Source organism: Pseudomonas sp. NPDC088429 (genome assembly GCF_044753305.1).
Taxonomy (GTDB): domain Bacteria; phylum Pseudomonadota; class Gammaproteobacteria; order Pseudomonadales; family Pseudomonadaceae; genus Aquipseudomonas; species Aquipseudomonas rustica.
On record NZ_JBIVMX010000020.1, the window covers coordinates 1950 to 17737 of the forward strand.

17 protein-coding genes are annotated in these 15788 nt (G+C 58.2%); 7 read left to right on the plus strand and 10 right to left on the minus strand.

Annotation, left to right across the window (positions count from 1 at the left end; all coding sequences use genetic code 11):
- Together uraD and puuE are read right to left on the minus strand one after the other, a co-directional pair.
- On the minus strand, positions 1 to 332 hold a 332-nt coding region (gene uraD / locus ACIP66_RS12830; RefSeq protein ID WP_400648526.1), incomplete at its 3' end, for a 2-oxo-4-hydroxy-4-carboxy-5-ureidoimidazoline decarboxylase.
- Positions 329 to 1255: an allantoinase PuuE gene (gene puuE / locus ACIP66_RS12835; protein WP_034151757.1), complete on the minus strand. Its 927-nt coding sequence runs from the start codon at positions 1253 to 1255 to the stop codon at positions 329 to 331. The genes uraD and puuE, both read right to left, overlap by 4 nt.
- Before the next feature lie 443 nt (positions 1256 to 1698).
- Between puuE and uraH the strand changes: the two genes are divergently transcribed.
- The gene (gene uraH / locus ACIP66_RS12840) at positions 1699 to 2052 is read left to right on the plus strand and encodes a hydroxyisourate hydrolase (RefSeq protein WP_008031462.1); all 354 of its coding nucleotides are present in this window, start codon (positions 1699 to 1701) and stop codon (positions 2050 to 2052) included.
- A gap of 182 nt (positions 2053 to 2234) precedes the next feature.
- Here uraH and ACIP66_RS12845 read toward each other — a convergent pair whose 3' ends face one another.
- The 3 genes from ACIP66_RS12845 to ACIP66_RS12855 form a co-directional block, all read right to left on the minus strand.
- The gene (locus ACIP66_RS12845) at positions 2235 to 2861 is read right to left on the minus strand and encodes a LysE family translocator (protein ID WP_008080903.1); all 627 of its coding nucleotides are present in this window, start codon (positions 2859 to 2861) and stop codon (positions 2235 to 2237) included.
- 89 nt (positions 2862 to 2950) lie between these two features.
- Positions 2951 to 4300, minus strand: coding sequence for an NCS2 family permease (locus ACIP66_RS12850; protein ID WP_159815647.1), 1350 nt, complete (start codon positions 4298 to 4300; stop codon positions 2951 to 2953).
- 246 nt (positions 4301 to 4546) lie between these two features.
- Positions 4547 to 4993, minus strand: a complete 447-nt coding sequence (locus ACIP66_RS12855) for a MarR family winged helix-turn-helix transcriptional regulator (RefSeq protein WP_400648532.1) — start codon at positions 4991 to 4993, stop codon at positions 4547 to 4549.
- Between the two features lie 82 nt (positions 4994 to 5075).
- Between ACIP66_RS12855 and ACIP66_RS12860 the strand changes: the two genes are divergently transcribed.
- Positions 5076 to 6242, plus strand: coding sequence for a PLP-dependent aminotransferase family protein (locus ACIP66_RS12860; RefSeq protein ID WP_400648536.1), 1167 nt, complete (start codon positions 5076 to 5078; stop codon positions 6240 to 6242).
- Positions 6243 to 6405: 163 nt separating this feature from the next.
- Here the strand turns inward: ACIP66_RS12860 and ACIP66_RS12865 are convergent, their stop codons facing one another.
- Together ACIP66_RS12865 and folE are read right to left on the minus strand one after the other, a co-directional pair.
- Complete coding sequence (locus tag ACIP66_RS12865) at positions 6406 to 6777, minus strand: glutaredoxin family protein (protein ID WP_400648542.1); 372 nt, start codon at positions 6775 to 6777, stop codon at positions 6406 to 6408.
- 104 nt (positions 6778 to 6881) lie between these two features.
- The gene (folE, locus tag ACIP66_RS12870; protein WP_053118666.1) at positions 6882 to 7427 is read right to left on the minus strand and encodes a GTP cyclohydrolase I FolE; all 546 of its coding nucleotides are present in this window, start codon (positions 7425 to 7427) and stop codon (positions 6882 to 6884) included.
- 357 nt (positions 7428 to 7784) lie between these two features.
- On the opposite strand from folE, the gene ACIP66_RS12875 reads away from it, so the two are divergent.
- The 4 genes from ACIP66_RS12875 to ACIP66_RS12890 all read left to right on the plus strand — a co-directional run bounded on the left by ACIP66_RS12875 (position 7785) and on the right by ACIP66_RS12890 (position 12906).
- Positions 7785 to 8342 (plus strand): fimbrial protein, encoded by a 558-nt coding sequence (locus ACIP66_RS12875; protein WP_212544305.1) that lies wholly within the window; start codon positions 7785 to 7787, stop codon positions 8340 to 8342.
- Between the two features lie 65 nt (positions 8343 to 8407).
- Positions 8408 to 9148: a fimbria/pilus periplasmic chaperone gene (locus ACIP66_RS12880; protein ID WP_400648550.1), complete on the plus strand. Its 741-nt coding sequence runs from the start codon at positions 8408 to 8410 to the stop codon at positions 9146 to 9148.
- Positions 9149 to 9249: 101 nt separating this feature from the next.
- Positions 9250 to 11805, plus strand: coding sequence for a fimbria/pilus outer membrane usher protein (locus ACIP66_RS12885; RefSeq protein WP_400648552.1), 2556 nt, complete (start codon positions 9250 to 9252; stop codon positions 11803 to 11805).
- 51 nt (positions 11806 to 11856) lie between these two features.
- Entirely contained in the window at positions 11857 to 12906 is a 1050-nt protein-coding gene (locus tag ACIP66_RS12890; RefSeq protein ID WP_400648555.1) for a fimbrial protein, read from the plus strand.
- Positions 12907 to 12928: 22 nt separating this feature from the next.
- On the opposite strand, the gene ACIP66_RS12895 is transcribed toward ACIP66_RS12890, so the two are convergent.
- From ACIP66_RS12895 to ACIP66_RS12905, 3 genes are all read right to left on the minus strand, one after another.
- Positions 12929 to 13486 carry a Smr/MutS family protein gene (locus ACIP66_RS12895; RefSeq protein ID WP_159815712.1) on the minus strand — a complete coding sequence of 186 codons (558 nt, stop codon included), beginning with the start codon at positions 13484 to 13486 and terminating at the stop codon, positions 12929 to 12931.
- A 73-nt stretch (positions 13487 to 13559) separates the two neighbouring features.
- Entirely contained in the window at positions 13560 to 13880 is a 321-nt protein-coding gene (locus ACIP66_RS12900; protein ID WP_007914024.1) for a hypothetical protein, read from the minus strand.
- A gap of 131 nt (positions 13881 to 14011) precedes the next feature.
- Entirely contained in the window at positions 14012 to 14602 is a 591-nt protein-coding gene (locus tag ACIP66_RS12905) for a cysteine hydrolase family protein (protein WP_053118675.1), read from the minus strand.
- Positions 14603 to 14840: 238 nt separating this feature from the next.
- Between ACIP66_RS12905 and prmB the strand changes: the two genes are divergently transcribed.
- Complete coding sequence (gene prmB / locus ACIP66_RS12910; RefSeq protein ID WP_053118677.1) at positions 14841 to 15749, plus strand: 50S ribosomal protein L3 N(5)-glutamine methyltransferase; 909 nt, start codon at positions 14841 to 14843, stop codon at positions 15747 to 15749.
- The last annotated feature ends 39 nt before the right edge of the window (positions 15750 to 15788 follow it).

The following is a 15788-nucleotide window of genomic DNA, read 5'->3' on the forward strand; positions in this document are numbered from 1 at the left end:
CTGAAGCGCTGGAACTCTTCGGCCGTGCATTGGTGAATACCGGCGCCAGCTTGTTCATTGGTGCTGGCTTCGGTCAGTTGGCCCTGGACGGCAGCTTTGCCGGCCAGGTCCGGGTGAGCGTTGATCAGCGCCAGTTGACTGGCGTGATCGGCGCTCAACAGGATGTCGCTCATGCGCTGGTGCAGGGTTTCGATCTCGTCGATCGAAGCGTCCACGCCCAGGTCGTAGGCCTTCTCGGCCACCCATGGCGAATGTTCGTAGATGTCGGCGAAAGCTTTGACGAAAGCGTCGCGGCTCAGGGTCGACGGTTGCAGGGTTTGAAAGCGGCTCATTTGGCGGCCCCTTGGTACGGCTGGGTTTCGTGCCAGTGACGCGCGATGTCGACGCGACGGCTGAACCACACCTGTTCATGACTTTTGGCGTATTCGATAAAGCGTTTGAGCGAAGCGATGCGACCCGGACGGCCGATCAAGCGGCAGTGCAGACCGATCGAGAGCATTTTCGGTGCTTCAGCGCCTTCGGCGTAGAGCACGTCGAACGCGTCTTTGAGGTATTCGAAGAAGTCGTCACCCTTGTTGAAACCCTGCACTTGCGTGAAGCGCATGTCGTTGGTGTCGAGGGTGTACGGGATCACCAGATGAGGTTTGCCGGTCGGGTTGTTCGGTTCCCAGTAGGGCAGGTCATCGTCGTAAGTGTCGCAGTCGTAGAGGAAACCGCCTTCTTCCATCACCAGACGACGGGTGTTCGGGCCAGTGCGGCCGGTGTACCAGCCCAGTGGGCGCTCACCGGTGATTTCGGTGAGGATGCGGATCGCTTCGAGCATGTGCTCGCGTTCCTGCGCTTCGTCCATGTACTGGTAGTCGATCCAGCGATAGCCGTGGCTGCAGATCTCGTGGCCGGCATCGACCATCGCGCGGATCACATCCGGGTGGCGCTGAGCGGCCATGGCCACGGCGAAGATGGTCAACGGAATGTCGAATTCCTTGAACAGTTTCAAGATCCGCCAGACGCCGGCACGGCTGCCATACTCGTAAAGCGATTCCATGCTCATGTTGCGCGCGCCTTGCAGCGGCTGAGCAGCAACCATTTCAGACAGGAACGCTTCGGATTCTTTGTCGCCGTGCAGAATGTTGCGCTCGCCGCCTTCTTCGTAATTGAGTACGAAGGACAGGGCGATGCGGGCATTGCCCGGCCAGTGTGGGTGAGGAGGGTTACTGCCGTAACCGATCAGGTCGCGTGGGTAGTCAGCGCTCACTGCAGTCTTCCTTCTTATTCATGACTTGTTCAAAGTCGGGATTTTGTGGCGGCCTGGCGGTGAGTGAACAGGCTGGCGTCACAGCGATGGGCTGATTGTATACAACTTTAATCGCAATTTGTAAGCCTGAATTTTCGCATTTTTCACCGACTGTCATCTTTTACTGCTATTGGCGTGAGCCTGCAAGAAACCTGCCTGACCCGTCAGCTTATGGATAGGAGGTTCAATGAATAGGCACGTTGCTGGCAGATCAAGGGGAAACGCCCGAATGGCGGGGGTGATGTGAAAAATGTCGTTTTTATTGTGTACAATTTTTTTGAAAAGTGTCTTAATCAGTCGCTCGCCGCAGCTTTTCGTGCTCCGAATCGGTGCGGTCTCCTTTTCAACTGACTTCGGGAGGCGCGAAGTCTGACTGCTTCCACGCAGGCAGGCGCGCAGAATCAATGGGACGTTTGACAACACACGTTTTGGACGCTGCACACGGTTGCCCGGGCAGTTCGATCAAGGTCGAGCTGTACCGCGTTGAAGGTTCGCAACTGGAATTGGTCGCCAGTGCGATTACCAACAGCGATGGCCGGGTCGATGCACCGCTGCTGCAAGGCGATGATTATCGTACCGGCGTTTATCAGGTTCAGTTTCACGCGGGCGATTACTACCGCGCCCGTGGTGTTCAGTTGCCGGAACCGGCCTTTCTGGACGTGGTTGTGCTGCGCTTCGGCATCTCTGCCGAACAGGATCACTACCATGTTCCGTTGCTGATTTCGCCGTACAGCTATTCCACGTACCGGGGCAGCTGACCCCCAAGCAGCTGCCCCCACCGGGAAGCGACTGCGCATATAGCTTCTTTGGTCTTTCGCCCGCCCACACTGCGGGCTTTTTTTCGTCTGTCCTAAAGTCAAAAGATCGCAGCCTGCGGCAGCTCCTACAGATTGAAGTGCAATCCCATGTAGGAGCTGCCGCAGGCTGCGATCTTTTGCTCTTAACGGCTCAACAGGGACGCGGCACCCGCACCACTAAACAACCCGGCACTGATCCGGTTAAACCAGCTCTGCCCCTTGCCACTGCGCAGATACCGCGCCGCCCCATGCGCACCCAGCCCGTAAGCCAGTTTGCAGCACAGATCGAGCACCACCCAGGTGGCAATCATGATCAGCAATTGCGGCAGGAACGGCTGCTGCGCGCTGAGGAACTGCGGCAGAAACGCGGCGAAGAACAGGATGTCCTTCGGATTGCTCGCGCCCAGCACAAACGCGCGCCCGAACAAGGTGCGAAAGCGCGGAGTCGGTGCAGCCTGAGGCACTTCCGCGCCTACCGACGGCTGACGCGATTGCTGCCAGCTCTGCCAGGCGAGGTAGAACAGATACAGCGCACCGACGATTTTCAGCGCACTGAACAACTGCTCCGACGCCAACAGCAGGGCGCCCAGTCCCAGCGCCGAAGCACTGAGCAAACAGATCGACGCAATCACGCCACCCAAAAACGCCGGGTAAGAACGGCGCAGACCGTAATTCAGACTGTTGCTGATCATCAGCAATGACAGTGGCCCCGGAATCAGGATCACCACCAACGCAGCGCCGCTGAACAGCAGCCAGGTTTCCAGACTCATCACTTTCCTCCTTTTTTGTTGTATTGAAAAATGCACAAAAGCCCCACCCGTGAGGGTGAGGCCGTTTTGAAGCCTGAACCGCGTAGCGCTTACAGGAAGATGAACTTGGCGATGAAGATCGCGCAGAGCACCCACAGGCTCACGGAAATTTCCTTGTACTTGCCGGTACCGGCCTTCAGCGCCACATAGGTGATGAAGCCCAGCGCGATACCGTCGGCGACCGAGAAGGTCAGCGGCATCATGATGGCGGTGACGATCGCCGGGATCGCATCAGTGGCTTCGTCCCACTCGATGTGGGCCATGCCGCCCATCATCAGCATTGCTACGTAGATCAATGCACCGGCGGTGGCGTAAGCGGGAATCATGCCGGCCAGCGGTGCGAAAAACATTGCCGCTATAAATAGCACACCTACGGTCACTGCGGTAAGACCAGTCCGACCACCAGCGGCCACACCGGCAGCACTTTCTACATAACTGGTGACGGGCGGAACGCCGACTACCGCACCGAATACGCTGGAAGCACTGTCGGCTTTCATCGCGCGGGAAAGGTTTTCGATGCGACCGTCAGCGCCGACCAGATTGGCGCGTTGGGCAACGCCCATCAGCGTACCGGCGGTGTCAAACATGTGTACAAAGAGGAAGGCCAACACCACGCTGATCATGCTGACGTTGAATACGCCGGCCACGTTCATCGCCATGAAGGTCGGCGCCAGGCTCGGCGGCGTCGACATGATCCCTTCGTAATGCACGATGCCCAGACCCCAACCGGCGAGGGTTACGGTGATAATGCTGATGAGGATCGCGCCGAAGATTTTGTGGTAGCTGAGGATCGCAATCATCAGGAAGCAGATGGCGGCGAGCAGCGGGCCGGGCTCACGCAGGGAGCCGAGCTTGATCAGCGTCGCCGGGCTGTCGACGACAATGCCAGCGGTTTTCAGGCCGATCAGACCGAGGAACAAGCCCACACCGGCACCCATCGCAAAGCGCAGGCTGACCGGAATACTGTTGAGCAGCCACTCACGAATCCGCGAGAAGGTCAGGATCATGAACAACACGCCGGAAACAAACACCGCACCCAGCGCGGTTTCCCAGTTGTAGCCCATGGTGCCGACCACGGTGTAAGTGAAGAACGCGTTGAGGCCCATGCCCGGTGCCAGGCCGACTGGCCAGTTGGCGTACAGGCCCATCAACAGGCAGCCCAGTGCGGCGGCGATACAGGTGGCGACGAACGCCGCACCGTGGTCAATCCCGGCATCGGCCATGATGTTCGGGTTGACGAAGATGATGTAAGCCATGGTGATAAAGGTTGTCAGACCGGCAATCAGCTCGGTCTTCACCGTGGTGCCATGCAAGCTGAGTTTAAACAAGCGCTCCAGCAGGCCAGTGCGTAATGGCGGCGAGAGATCCAGCGTCGATGCTTCGGATTTGCGGCTTTCCACAGCGAGTACTCCTCAAGAGTTTTATTGTTATTTCCAGGGCCGGACCCATGAGGGGTGGCAGCGGCCCTTTGAGGCACTTGCGAATTTGTTGACCATGCGGTCAGGAACTCGCACGCTGTGGATTATGCTTTTGTGTACAAATAAAGCAAATATTGTTTTTGGTTTTGTTTACGAAAGTTCCGTCGTTAGTGATATATCGCCCTTGAGGGCCCCATCGCTGGCTTGCCAGCGATGAGGCCCGAACAGTCAATCGAGAACTGCCTGACTGTTCCCCAACGCCAGATTCACCGCCAACCACCCATTCACCGCCGCCTCCCCAGCCTCGGCAAACACCCGCTCCAGCAACTTCACCTGTTCACGCCGCAACGCCTGCTCGAACTTCGCGCCTTCGGCCGTCAATGCCAGCAGCCGCTTTCGCTTGTCCGTCTCCGAGGCCACGCTGTCCACCAGGTGCATTTCCTGCAACTGCCGCAACGGCATGTTCAGCGCCTGTTTACTCACGCCGAGCAATCCCAGCAATTCCTTCACATTCAAATTCGGGTACCGCGCGATGAAAAACACAATGCGCTGATGCACCCGCGACAACCCGCGTCGCTCGAGCATTTCGTCAGCCTTGGCGGTGAAGGCCTGATAGCCGAAGAAAAACGCTTCCATCGCCTGTTGTTGGCTTGCAGGGTTTTTAAGGTCAAGCATGTTGACGTACTCGCTCAAGCTGTCGTAATTTCAGTCAATCAGTTTGACTTATTTTTCGTCCGCCTCGCTACCGGTGACCCCCATGGCTTTTTCCGAACGTGTCTCGCGCCTTAAAAGTTCTTTGATCCGTGAAATCCTCGCCGCTGCCCAGCGCCCCGAGGTGATGTCGTTTGCCGGCGGCTTGCCGGCCGAAGCCATGCTGCCGAAAGTCGAATGGGCCGACATGCCGCTGGCGCTCGGTCAATACGGCATGTGCGAAGGCGAGCCGGCGTTGCGCGAAGCGTTGGCGGCGGAGGCGAGGGCGCTAGGCCTGCAATGCGAGGCGAGTCAGGTATTGGTGGTCAGCGGCTCCCAGCAAACCCTCGATCTGGCGGCCAAGCTGTACATCGACAAGGGCACGGAAATCCTGCTCGAAGCGCCGACCTATCTGGCCGCGCTGCAAATCTTCCAGCTGTTCGGCGCCGATTGCCTGACCGTGCCGCAAGAGTCCGACGGCCCGAACCTGGTGCAATTGCGCAATCGACTGGAGCAGCATCGTCCGGCGTTCATCTACCTGATCCCGACTTTTCAGAATCCATCAGCCGTGCGCTACAGCGAAGCCAAACGCGCAGCAGTCGCCGCATTGCTCGATGAATTCGGCGTGACCTTGATCGAAGACGAGCCCTACCGCGAACTGACCTTCGACGGCGGCAGCGCCAAACCGATTGCCGGACGCTTGCAGAAATCCAGCTGGATCTACACCGGCACCGTGTCGAAAACCCTGCTGCCGGGTTTGCGCGTTGGCTACTTGATCGCCAGCCCGGATCTGTTTCCGCACCTGCTTAAACTCAAGCAATCGGCGGATCTGCACACCAACCGCATCGGCCAGTGGCAGGCGCTGCAATGGATCGGCACAGAGAAATATCAGCGGCATTTGAGTGAGTTGCGTGGGTTCTACCGGCAGCGGCGCGATGCGTTCCAATCGGCACTGGAAACGCACTTTGCGGATCTGGCGGATTGGAACATGCCGCAGGGCGGGCTGTTTTTCTGGCTGACGTTGAAGCAACCGCTGGATACGCGAACGCTATTGAATGAGGCGTTGGCCAATGATGTGGCGTTTATGCCGGGCGAGCCGTTCTTCCCGGAGCCGGATAATCATCATGGGCACTTGCGTTTGAATTTTAGCCATATTGATCCGGCGCGGCTGGATGAAGGGTTGAAGCGGCTGGCGGCGGTGGTTCGGCAGGCGCAGATAAATAAAGCGGCCTGATAAAAACAAATAAACCGGCTCAAGGGCCGGTTTATTTTTGTCTGGGATTTGCTGTGTCTGTGCGGGCCTCTTCGCGAGCAAGCTCACTCCTACAATTGGAATGCGTTCACCTGTAGGAGCAAAGCTTGCTCGCGAAGGCGTCAATCAGCCCACCACATAACCATCAGACCGCAGCAAATCGCTTATCCAGATAATCAATAATCACCTTCGACTCATACATCCACGTCGTCTGCCCATTCTCTTCAATCCGCAGGCAAGGCACCTTGATCCGGCCGCCCTGTTCCAGCAGCGCTTGACGATCCTGCTCATTGTTCTTCGCATCCTTCAGCGCCACCGGCACATTCAGACGACGCAACGTACGGCGGGTTTTCACGCAGAACGGGCAGGCGTGAAACTGATACAGGGTCAGATCTTTCGCGGCAGCGTCCACTTGAGCCTGAGCAGCGGCGGTGCGCTTTTTCTTGCCCGGACGGGTGAGGAAGTCGATGAAGATAACCAGTTGGCCGAGGCCGACACGAAGCGCTTTGACGAACACGTTGAAAGCCTCACGGTGCAGATTGAGAAAGGCGCGCAGCTTACCCGATTTTTCACGGGCGAAAAAAAACCGGCGATGAATGCCGGTTTTTTTCGTGCTGCGCGTTACTTGATCAGGCTGAGAAATTCGCTGCGGGTGGCAGCGTTCTCACGGAACTCACCGAGCATCACCGAAGTGATCATCGACGAATTCTGCTTCTCGACACCGCGCATCATCATGCACATGTGCTTGGCCTCGATCACTACGGCAACGCCCAGTGCGCCGGTCACTTGCATGATGGCGTCGGCGATCTGGCGGCTGAGGTTTTCCTGAATCTGCAGACGACGCGCGTACATGTCGACGATGCGCGCAACCTTCGACAGGCCCAGCACTTTGCCGCTCGGGATGTACGCAACGTGCGCCTTGCCGATGAACGGCAGCATGTGGTGTTCGCACAACGAGTACAGCTCGATGTCCTTGACCAGCACCATTTCGCTGTTGTCGGAGCTGAACAGGGCGCCATTGGTGACCTCTTCAAGCGTTTGTTCATAACCGCGGCAGAGGTACTGCATGGCTTTGGCGGCACGCTTCGGCGTGTCGAGCAGGCCCTCGCGGGAGACGTCCTCGCCCAGTTGGCCGAGAATCGCGGTGTAGTTCTGTTCCAGTGTCACAGAGGCTGATTCCATAAGGGTTTCAGAGGGGTACTGTTTTGTGTCTGTACCAATTGTGTGCCAAGCAGCTGTTTCAGGCTGAATGACAATAAACGCAGGGTTCATACCCGCCATGGCGCACATGGTAGCGTAAGTGTGTCGGCAGTTGTATGGCCGGTGGGCGCGAAGGGCCAATTCTGGCCGCGTATGCGCATGCTGGAAGTTTTCTCAATTCCACATTTTCTTTCTGGGAATAGGAAATTTCCTACAGTGTTCTTGGGCGTTCCTCGGCAAAGTTTCTCCCCTCGAAAACATCGAGATGTCTGCCGCTAGCAAGTTTTGACGGCAGAGGGGACTGACTGACAGGAATTCAACCCAATGAAAAACACTGCAATGAGCGCGAAAATCTACATGGTCGGTTTACTGGCTGGTGCTGGTCTTTTAGCCGCGTCGGGCGCCTCTGCGGCGGACGGCACCATCACCATTCAAGGTCAGGTAACGGATGCTTCCTGCTTGATCGCCGTGGACGGTGGCACCGGCGACTCCACAATCACCTTGCCGGCGGTTTCCAAAAGCGCTCTCGCGACTCCGGGCGACACCGCCGGTGCCAAAGGTTTCACCATGCAACTCAGTGGTTGCCCTACCACTGGCAGCGTTCGCGCCGCATTTGCGCCACTGAACGTGGATCCGGCCACTGGCTATCTGCAAAACACCGCCTCGGTGAGTGCTGCCACAAACGTCCAGGTGCAAGTGCTTGATGGCGCGGCAACCCCCATCGACCTGCGCGATAACACCGGCAACAGCTACGTGCCGTTCGTGGATCAGGGCGGTGCCGGTGTGGCTGATCTCAACTATGCCGCGCGTTACGTGGCAACGGGCATTGCGACGGCGGGCCAGGTCGATACCCAGTTGGTTTACACCCTGGACTACCAGTAAAGACACGTGGGCAGCCAGCCGCGGTTATCCGCGCAACTGCCTGCCCGGCGCCTGTGGAAAAAACCATGAAGACCCTCTCGACACACCTGCTCAAAGGCCTTTTGCTCAGCGCGCTACTGGGATCGAATGTCGCGCTGGCAAGCGTACAGGTCGCCGGCACCCGTTTTGTCTACCCGACGGCAGAGCGTGAAATCACTGTTGGCCTGACCAACAGCGGCAGCCAGCCGGCGCTGGTGCAAACCTGGCTGGACAAGGGCGATCCCGCGTCGACTCCGGGCGCGCAAAAGCTGCCATTTGTGATCGTGCCGCCGCTCATGCGTATTGAGCCGGGCAAGGGCCAGACATTGCGCATTGCTTACATCGGCGGTGATGTACCCACGGATCGTGAGTCGGTGTATTGGCTCAATGTGCTCGAAGTGCCACCAAAATCGGCGAGCGCGCCAGGGCAAAACGTCATGCAGATCGCCTTTCGCTCACGCCTGAAATTATTCCTGCGACCTTCGGACTTACCGGGCAGTCCGGAAAAAGCCGCCGAGCAAGTGACCTGGGAAGTGGTGCACGCGGCGCAAGGTTACGTGCTGCGCGCGCACAACAAGGCTCGTTACAACATCAGCTTCAGTGAAGTGGCGCTCAACGCCGGCGGCCAGCGTTACGCCAATACCGACGGCGGCATGGTCGGACCGAGTGGCACCTTCGATTTCCCCTTGAAGGGCCTGAGCTCAAACGTGGCGAGTGGCGAAGTCGACAGTCGATGGATCAGTGACTACGGCAATGCCAACGCCCAACGGTACAGCCTCGGCCAGTGACCGCTGTGCGCGGTTATCGAGGAAAATTTTCTACATCACGTGAGCGCCGGCAAAACGGATCTGCCTGAACGCTGACTTGATCGAAAAGCATTGAGTTCGCCATGACTGATTTGTATCGACTGCATTCGGCAGTCGGGAAGCATTTTGCTGTGCGCAAGAAGCGTTTGCAGACGGCTGTTCTACAAGCGTTGACGTTGTTGATAGGCGGCGCAAGTGGCGCGGTTTTCGCAGGCACCGAGCCGGCTGACGTCACCTTTGACAGTACGTTTTTGCAAGGCTATGGCCAGAATCTCGATCTGTCGCGCTACGCCCGGGCCGGCCTGGTGCCCGCCGGTGAATATCGACTGCAGGTGACGGTCAATGGCAAAGATCAAATGAGTCAGACCGTGCGCGTGGTCGCCGCCGGGAAGAATGCATCACGCTTTTGCTTTCGCGCTGCTGACGTCGAGCGTTGGGGCGTAAGAGTGAACAAACTGCCGGATCAGGAGCAGGTCGCCAAGACCCTCGCCAGCGATTGCGTAGAAGTACAGGCGTTGATTCCCGGTGCTTCCTTTCGTATGGACATGGCCAGTCTGCAAGGCGATCTGAGTATCCCGCAGGCCTACGCCGGGCGAGTGAGGCGCGGTTACGTCGATCCTTCGGAATGGGATTCGGGCGTCACCGCCGGTTTTGTCACTTACAACGCCAACGCCTTCGAAAACCAGAACAGCGTCGGCGACGACAGCAGCAGTTTCAGTCTCGGTGTGAACAGCGGTTTCAACGTTGCCGACTGGCGATTGCGCCATAACGGCAATTTCAACTACGACGACGATGCCGGCAGCACGTACAGCGCCACCAACAGCTATGCACAGCACGATGTCTCGTCGATGAAAGCGCAGTTCACTTTGGGCGAATATTTCACCCCCGGCGACAGCTTCGACAGTGTGCCTTTCACCGGTGTGCAACTGGCCAGCGACGACAGCATGCTGCCGGAAAGCGAACGCGGGTTCGCACCCATTGTCCGTGGTATCGCCGACACCAACGCCAAAGTCACCATTCGCCAAGCCGGGCGGATCATCCACGAAGTCACCGTGGCTCCCGGCGCCTTCGTCATCGACGATTTGTACGCCACCGGGTATGCCGGTGATCTCGACGTAACCGTCACCGAGGCCGATGGCCGGCAGAAAACCTTCACGGTTGCGTTTGCCTCTGTGGTGCAAATGCTGCGTCCCGGCTCATCGCGTTTCAGCCTGACCGTCGGGCGTTATCGCGATGACAACCTCGACGACCAGTTGCGTTTCACCCAAGGCACCTACCGCCGAGGCATATCCAACCTGCTGACCTTGTACGGCGGCGGAATTCTGGCCGAAGACTACGGCTCGCTGATCACCGGTGCCGCAGTCGGTACGCCGATTGGTGCGATCGCGTTTGATGCCTCGTTCTCGAGGGCCTCAGGTTTGCCGCAAATTACCACCGATGAAGGCTCCGGTGATTCGAGCGGGCGCAGTTACCGCATCAGTTACAGCAAACTGATCGATGAAACCCGCACCAATTTCGCCTTGGCTGCCTACCGATTTTCCAGTGAGGGGTATCTGGGGCTCAGCACGTTTGCTCACTTGCACGAAGGCGATCCAACCCAGGCCTATCTCGAGCGCAACCGTTTCCAGGTCAGCGTCAGCCAGCCGATGGGCGAAGTCGGTGACTTCTATGTGAACGGTGTGTCGAGCAGTTATTGGGATGGCCGCGCCGACTCCACCACGTATCAGGTGGGCTACAGCAAGAGTTTCAACTGGGGCAGCCTGAGCGTGTCGGCCGGTCGCGAGTTCCAGGACGACGAAAGCAACGACACCTATCTGCTCAGCTTGAGTGTTCCGCTGGGTTCCGGCTCACGACGTCCGACCTTGAGCACAACTGCCTCTTATGACGGCGACAACAACAGCACGGTGCGTACCAACGTCACTGGCACGGCCGGCGAGCGCAATCAGGCCAACTATGGCGTGTACGCCAGTCGCTCCAGCAGCGATGACGATTCCACGCACAGTTACGGCGGCAACGTGCAGTACCGCTCCTCGATAGCGCAGGTCGGGGCGAGCGTCAGTCGCGGCGAAGACTTTACCCAATACACCGGTTCGGCCAGCGGTACCGTTGTTGCCCACTCCGGCGGCATCGTTTTCAGTCCCGAACAGGGCGAGACCATGGCATTGATTGAAGCCAGAGGCGCCGGCGGGGCGAGTGTGGCCAACGGTCAGGGCAACGCGCTCGATGACGATGGCCAGGCACTGACAGCAGGGCTGGTGCCGTATCGCAACAACAATGTCGGAATCAACCCGAAAGGCTTACCCGTCGACGTTGAACTGGAGAACACCCAGCAACAAGTCGCGCCGCGCCGGGGTGCGATCGTGCGGCTGGATTACCCGACGATCATCGGCAAACCGCTGTTGCTGCAACTGGACAATAACGCGGACGTGCCTTTCGGGGCGCAGGTAGTGGACGCGGACGGTAAACAGATTGCGTTGGTCGGGCAGGGCGGTTTGATCTTCGTGCGCGGTGAGCACCAAGGTTTGAAAGCGGTCTGGGGAGAGGATTCAGGGCAGTCATGCCTGTTGCGTTTTGACCCGGCAACCGGGGCAGAGGATCAGTTGTATCAGCAGGTCGACGCCACGTGTGTTCATGGCTGAGTCGTTGGCTGAAGTTGCTCTTCCATTCGAATTATCAGAGAGCCCTTAATCATGCTGGATAGAAAAAATAATCAACATTTAATCGCATGGATTTTTTCTTGTTTGATGTCGCTATTTTCGGTTTCTGCCAATGCATGGGATCAGCCACATGACAACTGTTCTACGGCGGAGCTTCCAACAAGACTGGGGTTTCAGGCAAAAAGCTGGAGCGCTCTGCCCATCGGATCAGTCATTCCCGGGTCTGATAACTCTACTTCGTTGCATATTCAATGCAGCAGTAAATCAGATGCCGACACTGGCTGTGAAGGTGGTGGTGGCTGGTCGTTGGCGGGCAGAGGCTTTTCGCTAACCGCTACTCAGTTCGCCAATACCTATACCTATGCCGGTTTGAACGATGGAATCGGCTTCCAATTTTTAGGAAGCGATGGCACACCAGTGCCCATACTCTATCAAGGCGCCACTGCAGTATTTATCATCAGTCCGGATACACCTGTCGACGGCTTACAAGCAGTAACGCTTCGTTACCGTTTGATCAAAATAAAGCCTGTAGTAGCTGAAGGCACTACAGTGACCCCAAACTTCTCCGTGGGTTGTCAGCATGCGGAGTGGGCAAACAACAATGAGACCAGTAGTTATATTTCCTACGGTGCCAATATAACGCGAGTGACCAGCACCTGCGTTCCAGTGGTTTCTAATACATCCGTCATATTGCCTGCCGTTTCGCGCACCAGTTTCAATGGTGTAGGCAGTGTTGCGCGACGTACGGCCTTCAACCTGGGCTTCCAATGCGATCCAAATGCCCATGCGGTTGTGGCACTCACGGATGGTTCCACACCGGGTACCATCGGGTCTGTCGTTACGCTGAACACCGGTTCAACAGCGAAGGGCATTGGCGTGCAGTTACTATCCGATGGCGTACCCATCGAAATGACGCCGAATGAATTGTTCTCGGTCGGCGGAACGCATTTGACCCTCGATTCCGAGCCCGGCGCGAGCCAGGTCATTAACCTGCCTTTGGCCGTCGAGTATGTACAAAGCGCTGCGCCGATCACCTCGGGAACGGTCGAGGCTTCGGTGCTGGTCAACATTGCCTATCAATAAACGGCGTGATGCGCGGTTCGCGTTACTCGTCGCGACCTTCCATCATCGTGCGTTTGAGCATCACGTACACCGCACCCGCGCCGCCATGTTTGGCCTGACACGAGCAGAACCCGAGCACCTGTGCATGCTGACGCAGCCAGGTGTTGACGTGGCTTTTGATCATCGGGCGCTTGCCGTCCAGTCGCACGGCTTTGCCATGGGTGACACGCACGCAGCGGATTTCAAATTTGGTTGCTTCGGCAAGAAACGCCCAAAGGGTTTCGCGGGCCTTTTCGACGCTCATGCCATGCAGATCGAGGCTGCCTTCGAACGGAATCTGACCGACCTTGAGCTTGCGCATCTGGCTTTCCTGCACGCCGTCGCGCGACCACATCAGCTCGTCTTCCGGGCCGACATCGATCACGAACTGGTCGGACAGACCATCAACGGTGGTGGCATCGGTGCGCACGGTGGCGGACTGGCGCAGCTTGGCGATTTGCGCGCGGTCAGTCTTGGGCTTGCCGGTGTCGGCGCGGTCGTGCTTGATCGGCTTGACGCCGCGCAGCTCGTTTTTGAACAGGGAAAAATCGTCGTCTTGCATGTCAGCCTCCGCGAAGGGCGGCCAGTTTACCCAAGTCGAAACAAAACGGCCCGGCAAAAAGCCAGGCCATTGTTCAATCGTGTTTTTTCATCAGGTGCGGGGACATGTTCAGTTCCCGCGATTGCCGTGCGCGACGGCGGCAGCGTCGCCACAGGGCGACACCGAAATACAGAAACAGCAAACCGACCGCCAGAATGATTGCCGAACCCATCGGCGTGGCATTCAAATCACCGAGCGCCGGCGGGCGCCCCAGCAGGCTGGCGGCACCGGCCATCGCCAGCAGCACCCCGAACGTCGCCAGAATGGCGGCGATCGCAGCGCCGAATCGAAAACGCCAGTTACTTTGGCCTTTGGGCCGCAAGCGGCGAGCGTCAAATCCATCGGATAACTTCATTCCGACCTTCCTCAATGGTATCGGCCCTTCGACCGGGAGTTGACGATGTTGTTCCTGAGGCTAAGGCAATTGCGGCAAATGAGAGGGTTTTGCGGATGAGCGGCCATGCGCGCCGCTCATCTGAGCTCGAATCAGATCAGATCCTGAGTCAAGGCGAGGGTGGCGAAGTTGTCGGCCATGATCGCCATTTCGGCTTCCTGTACCAGTTCGGCACTGAGCACACGGCCCTTGAACGGCAGGTCACGGGTGGCGCAGGCGTCTTCAACCAAAGTGCAGCGGAAACCCAGGTTCTTCGCGGCGCGCACCGTGGTGCTGACGCTGGAGTGGCTCATGAAACCGCAAACGATCAGATCCAGCGAACCAAGGTTTTGCAGACGATCGAGCAACTCGGTGCCGTGGAACGCGCTCGGCAGCAGCTTGCCGATGATGGTTTCGTCGCCCTGCGGTTCGAGGCCCGGGATGAACTCACCGCGCTCGCCTTGCGGGTCGAACAGACCACCAACGGTGCCGAGGTGACGCACGTGCACGATCGGCCGACCGGCTGCACGGGCTGCGGCAACCACTTGTTTGATGTTCGCGACGGCCGCGTCCATGCCGCTCAGGGCCAGCGGGCCACTGAGGTATTCCTTCTGGGCATCGATGATGACCACGGTGGCATGGCTCAGAGTGGCCGCTGCGTAACCGCGGCCGCTGAGTTGAAACATCGTTTTTGGAACGGACATTCTGGGGCTCCTTGGGGTGGGGCTTTTGCGGCATTGTCCTCTGGCTGAGCGATTCTGTGAATCGCTACCATCGTAGGCACCGTCGATTGTGGCCTGCAGCCCCGTCACGTTACACGTTCTGTTCAATGGCTGATGCAAAAAAAAGAAAACTCCTACCGTCGCTCGAAGTTTTTCCTGCGTCGTCGTTACGCGTTTTGGCTGGTAGAATCGCCAGTCGTTTTTTCTGGAGTTCTGCCCCGTGATCACTTCCCGACTTCGTACCCTGCGCGACCACATCCGTTGGGCCGTCAGCCGCTTCCATGGGGAGGATCTGTTTTTCGGCCATGGCACCGACAATGCCTGGGACGAAGCCCGGCAGTTGGTGCTCGGTGCCTTGCACCTGCCATGGGAAATCGCCGACAGCTACCTCGATTGCGCGCTGGAAGACGACGAACTGGTCAACCTGCAACGCCTGCTCAAGCGCCGCATCGAAGAACGCATTCCCACCGCTTACCTGTTGGGTGAAGCGTGGTTCTGCGGCATGTCGTTCATTGTCGACGAGCGTGTGTTGATTCCGCGTTCACCGATTGGCGAACTGATCGAAAACCGCTTCGCGCCGTGGATCGGCACCGAGCCTGCGCGCATTCTCGACCTGTGCACCGGCTCCGGTTGCATCGGCATCGCCTGCGCCTACGAGTTCCAGAACGCCGAAGTGGTGTTGGCCGATCTGTCGTTCGAAGCGCTGGAAGTGGCCAATCAGAACATCGAGCGCCACGGCGTCGATGAGCGCGTGTACACGGTGCAGGGCGATGGTTTTGATGGCTTGCCGGGTCAGCGTTTCGACCTGATCGTGTCGAACCCGCCTTATGTCGATGCGGAAGATTTCGCCGACATGCCGGATGAATATCAGCATGAGCCTGAACTGGGTCTGGCGTGCGGCGATGATGGTTTGAATCTGGTTCGGCGGATGCTGGCTGAAGCGGCGGATCACCTGACCGAGAAGGGCTTGCTGATCGTTGAAGTAGGCAACAGCCAGGTGCACGTGGACGCGTTGTACCCGGAAGTCGATTTCGCCTGGCTGGACTTCCAGCGCGGCGGGCATGGCGTGTTCATGTTGACCGCAGAACAGTGCCGCAACCACCAGGCCCTGTTCGCCTCCCGCGTCTAATCGAGACCGATCGTTCCCACGCTCTGCGTGGGAACGTCT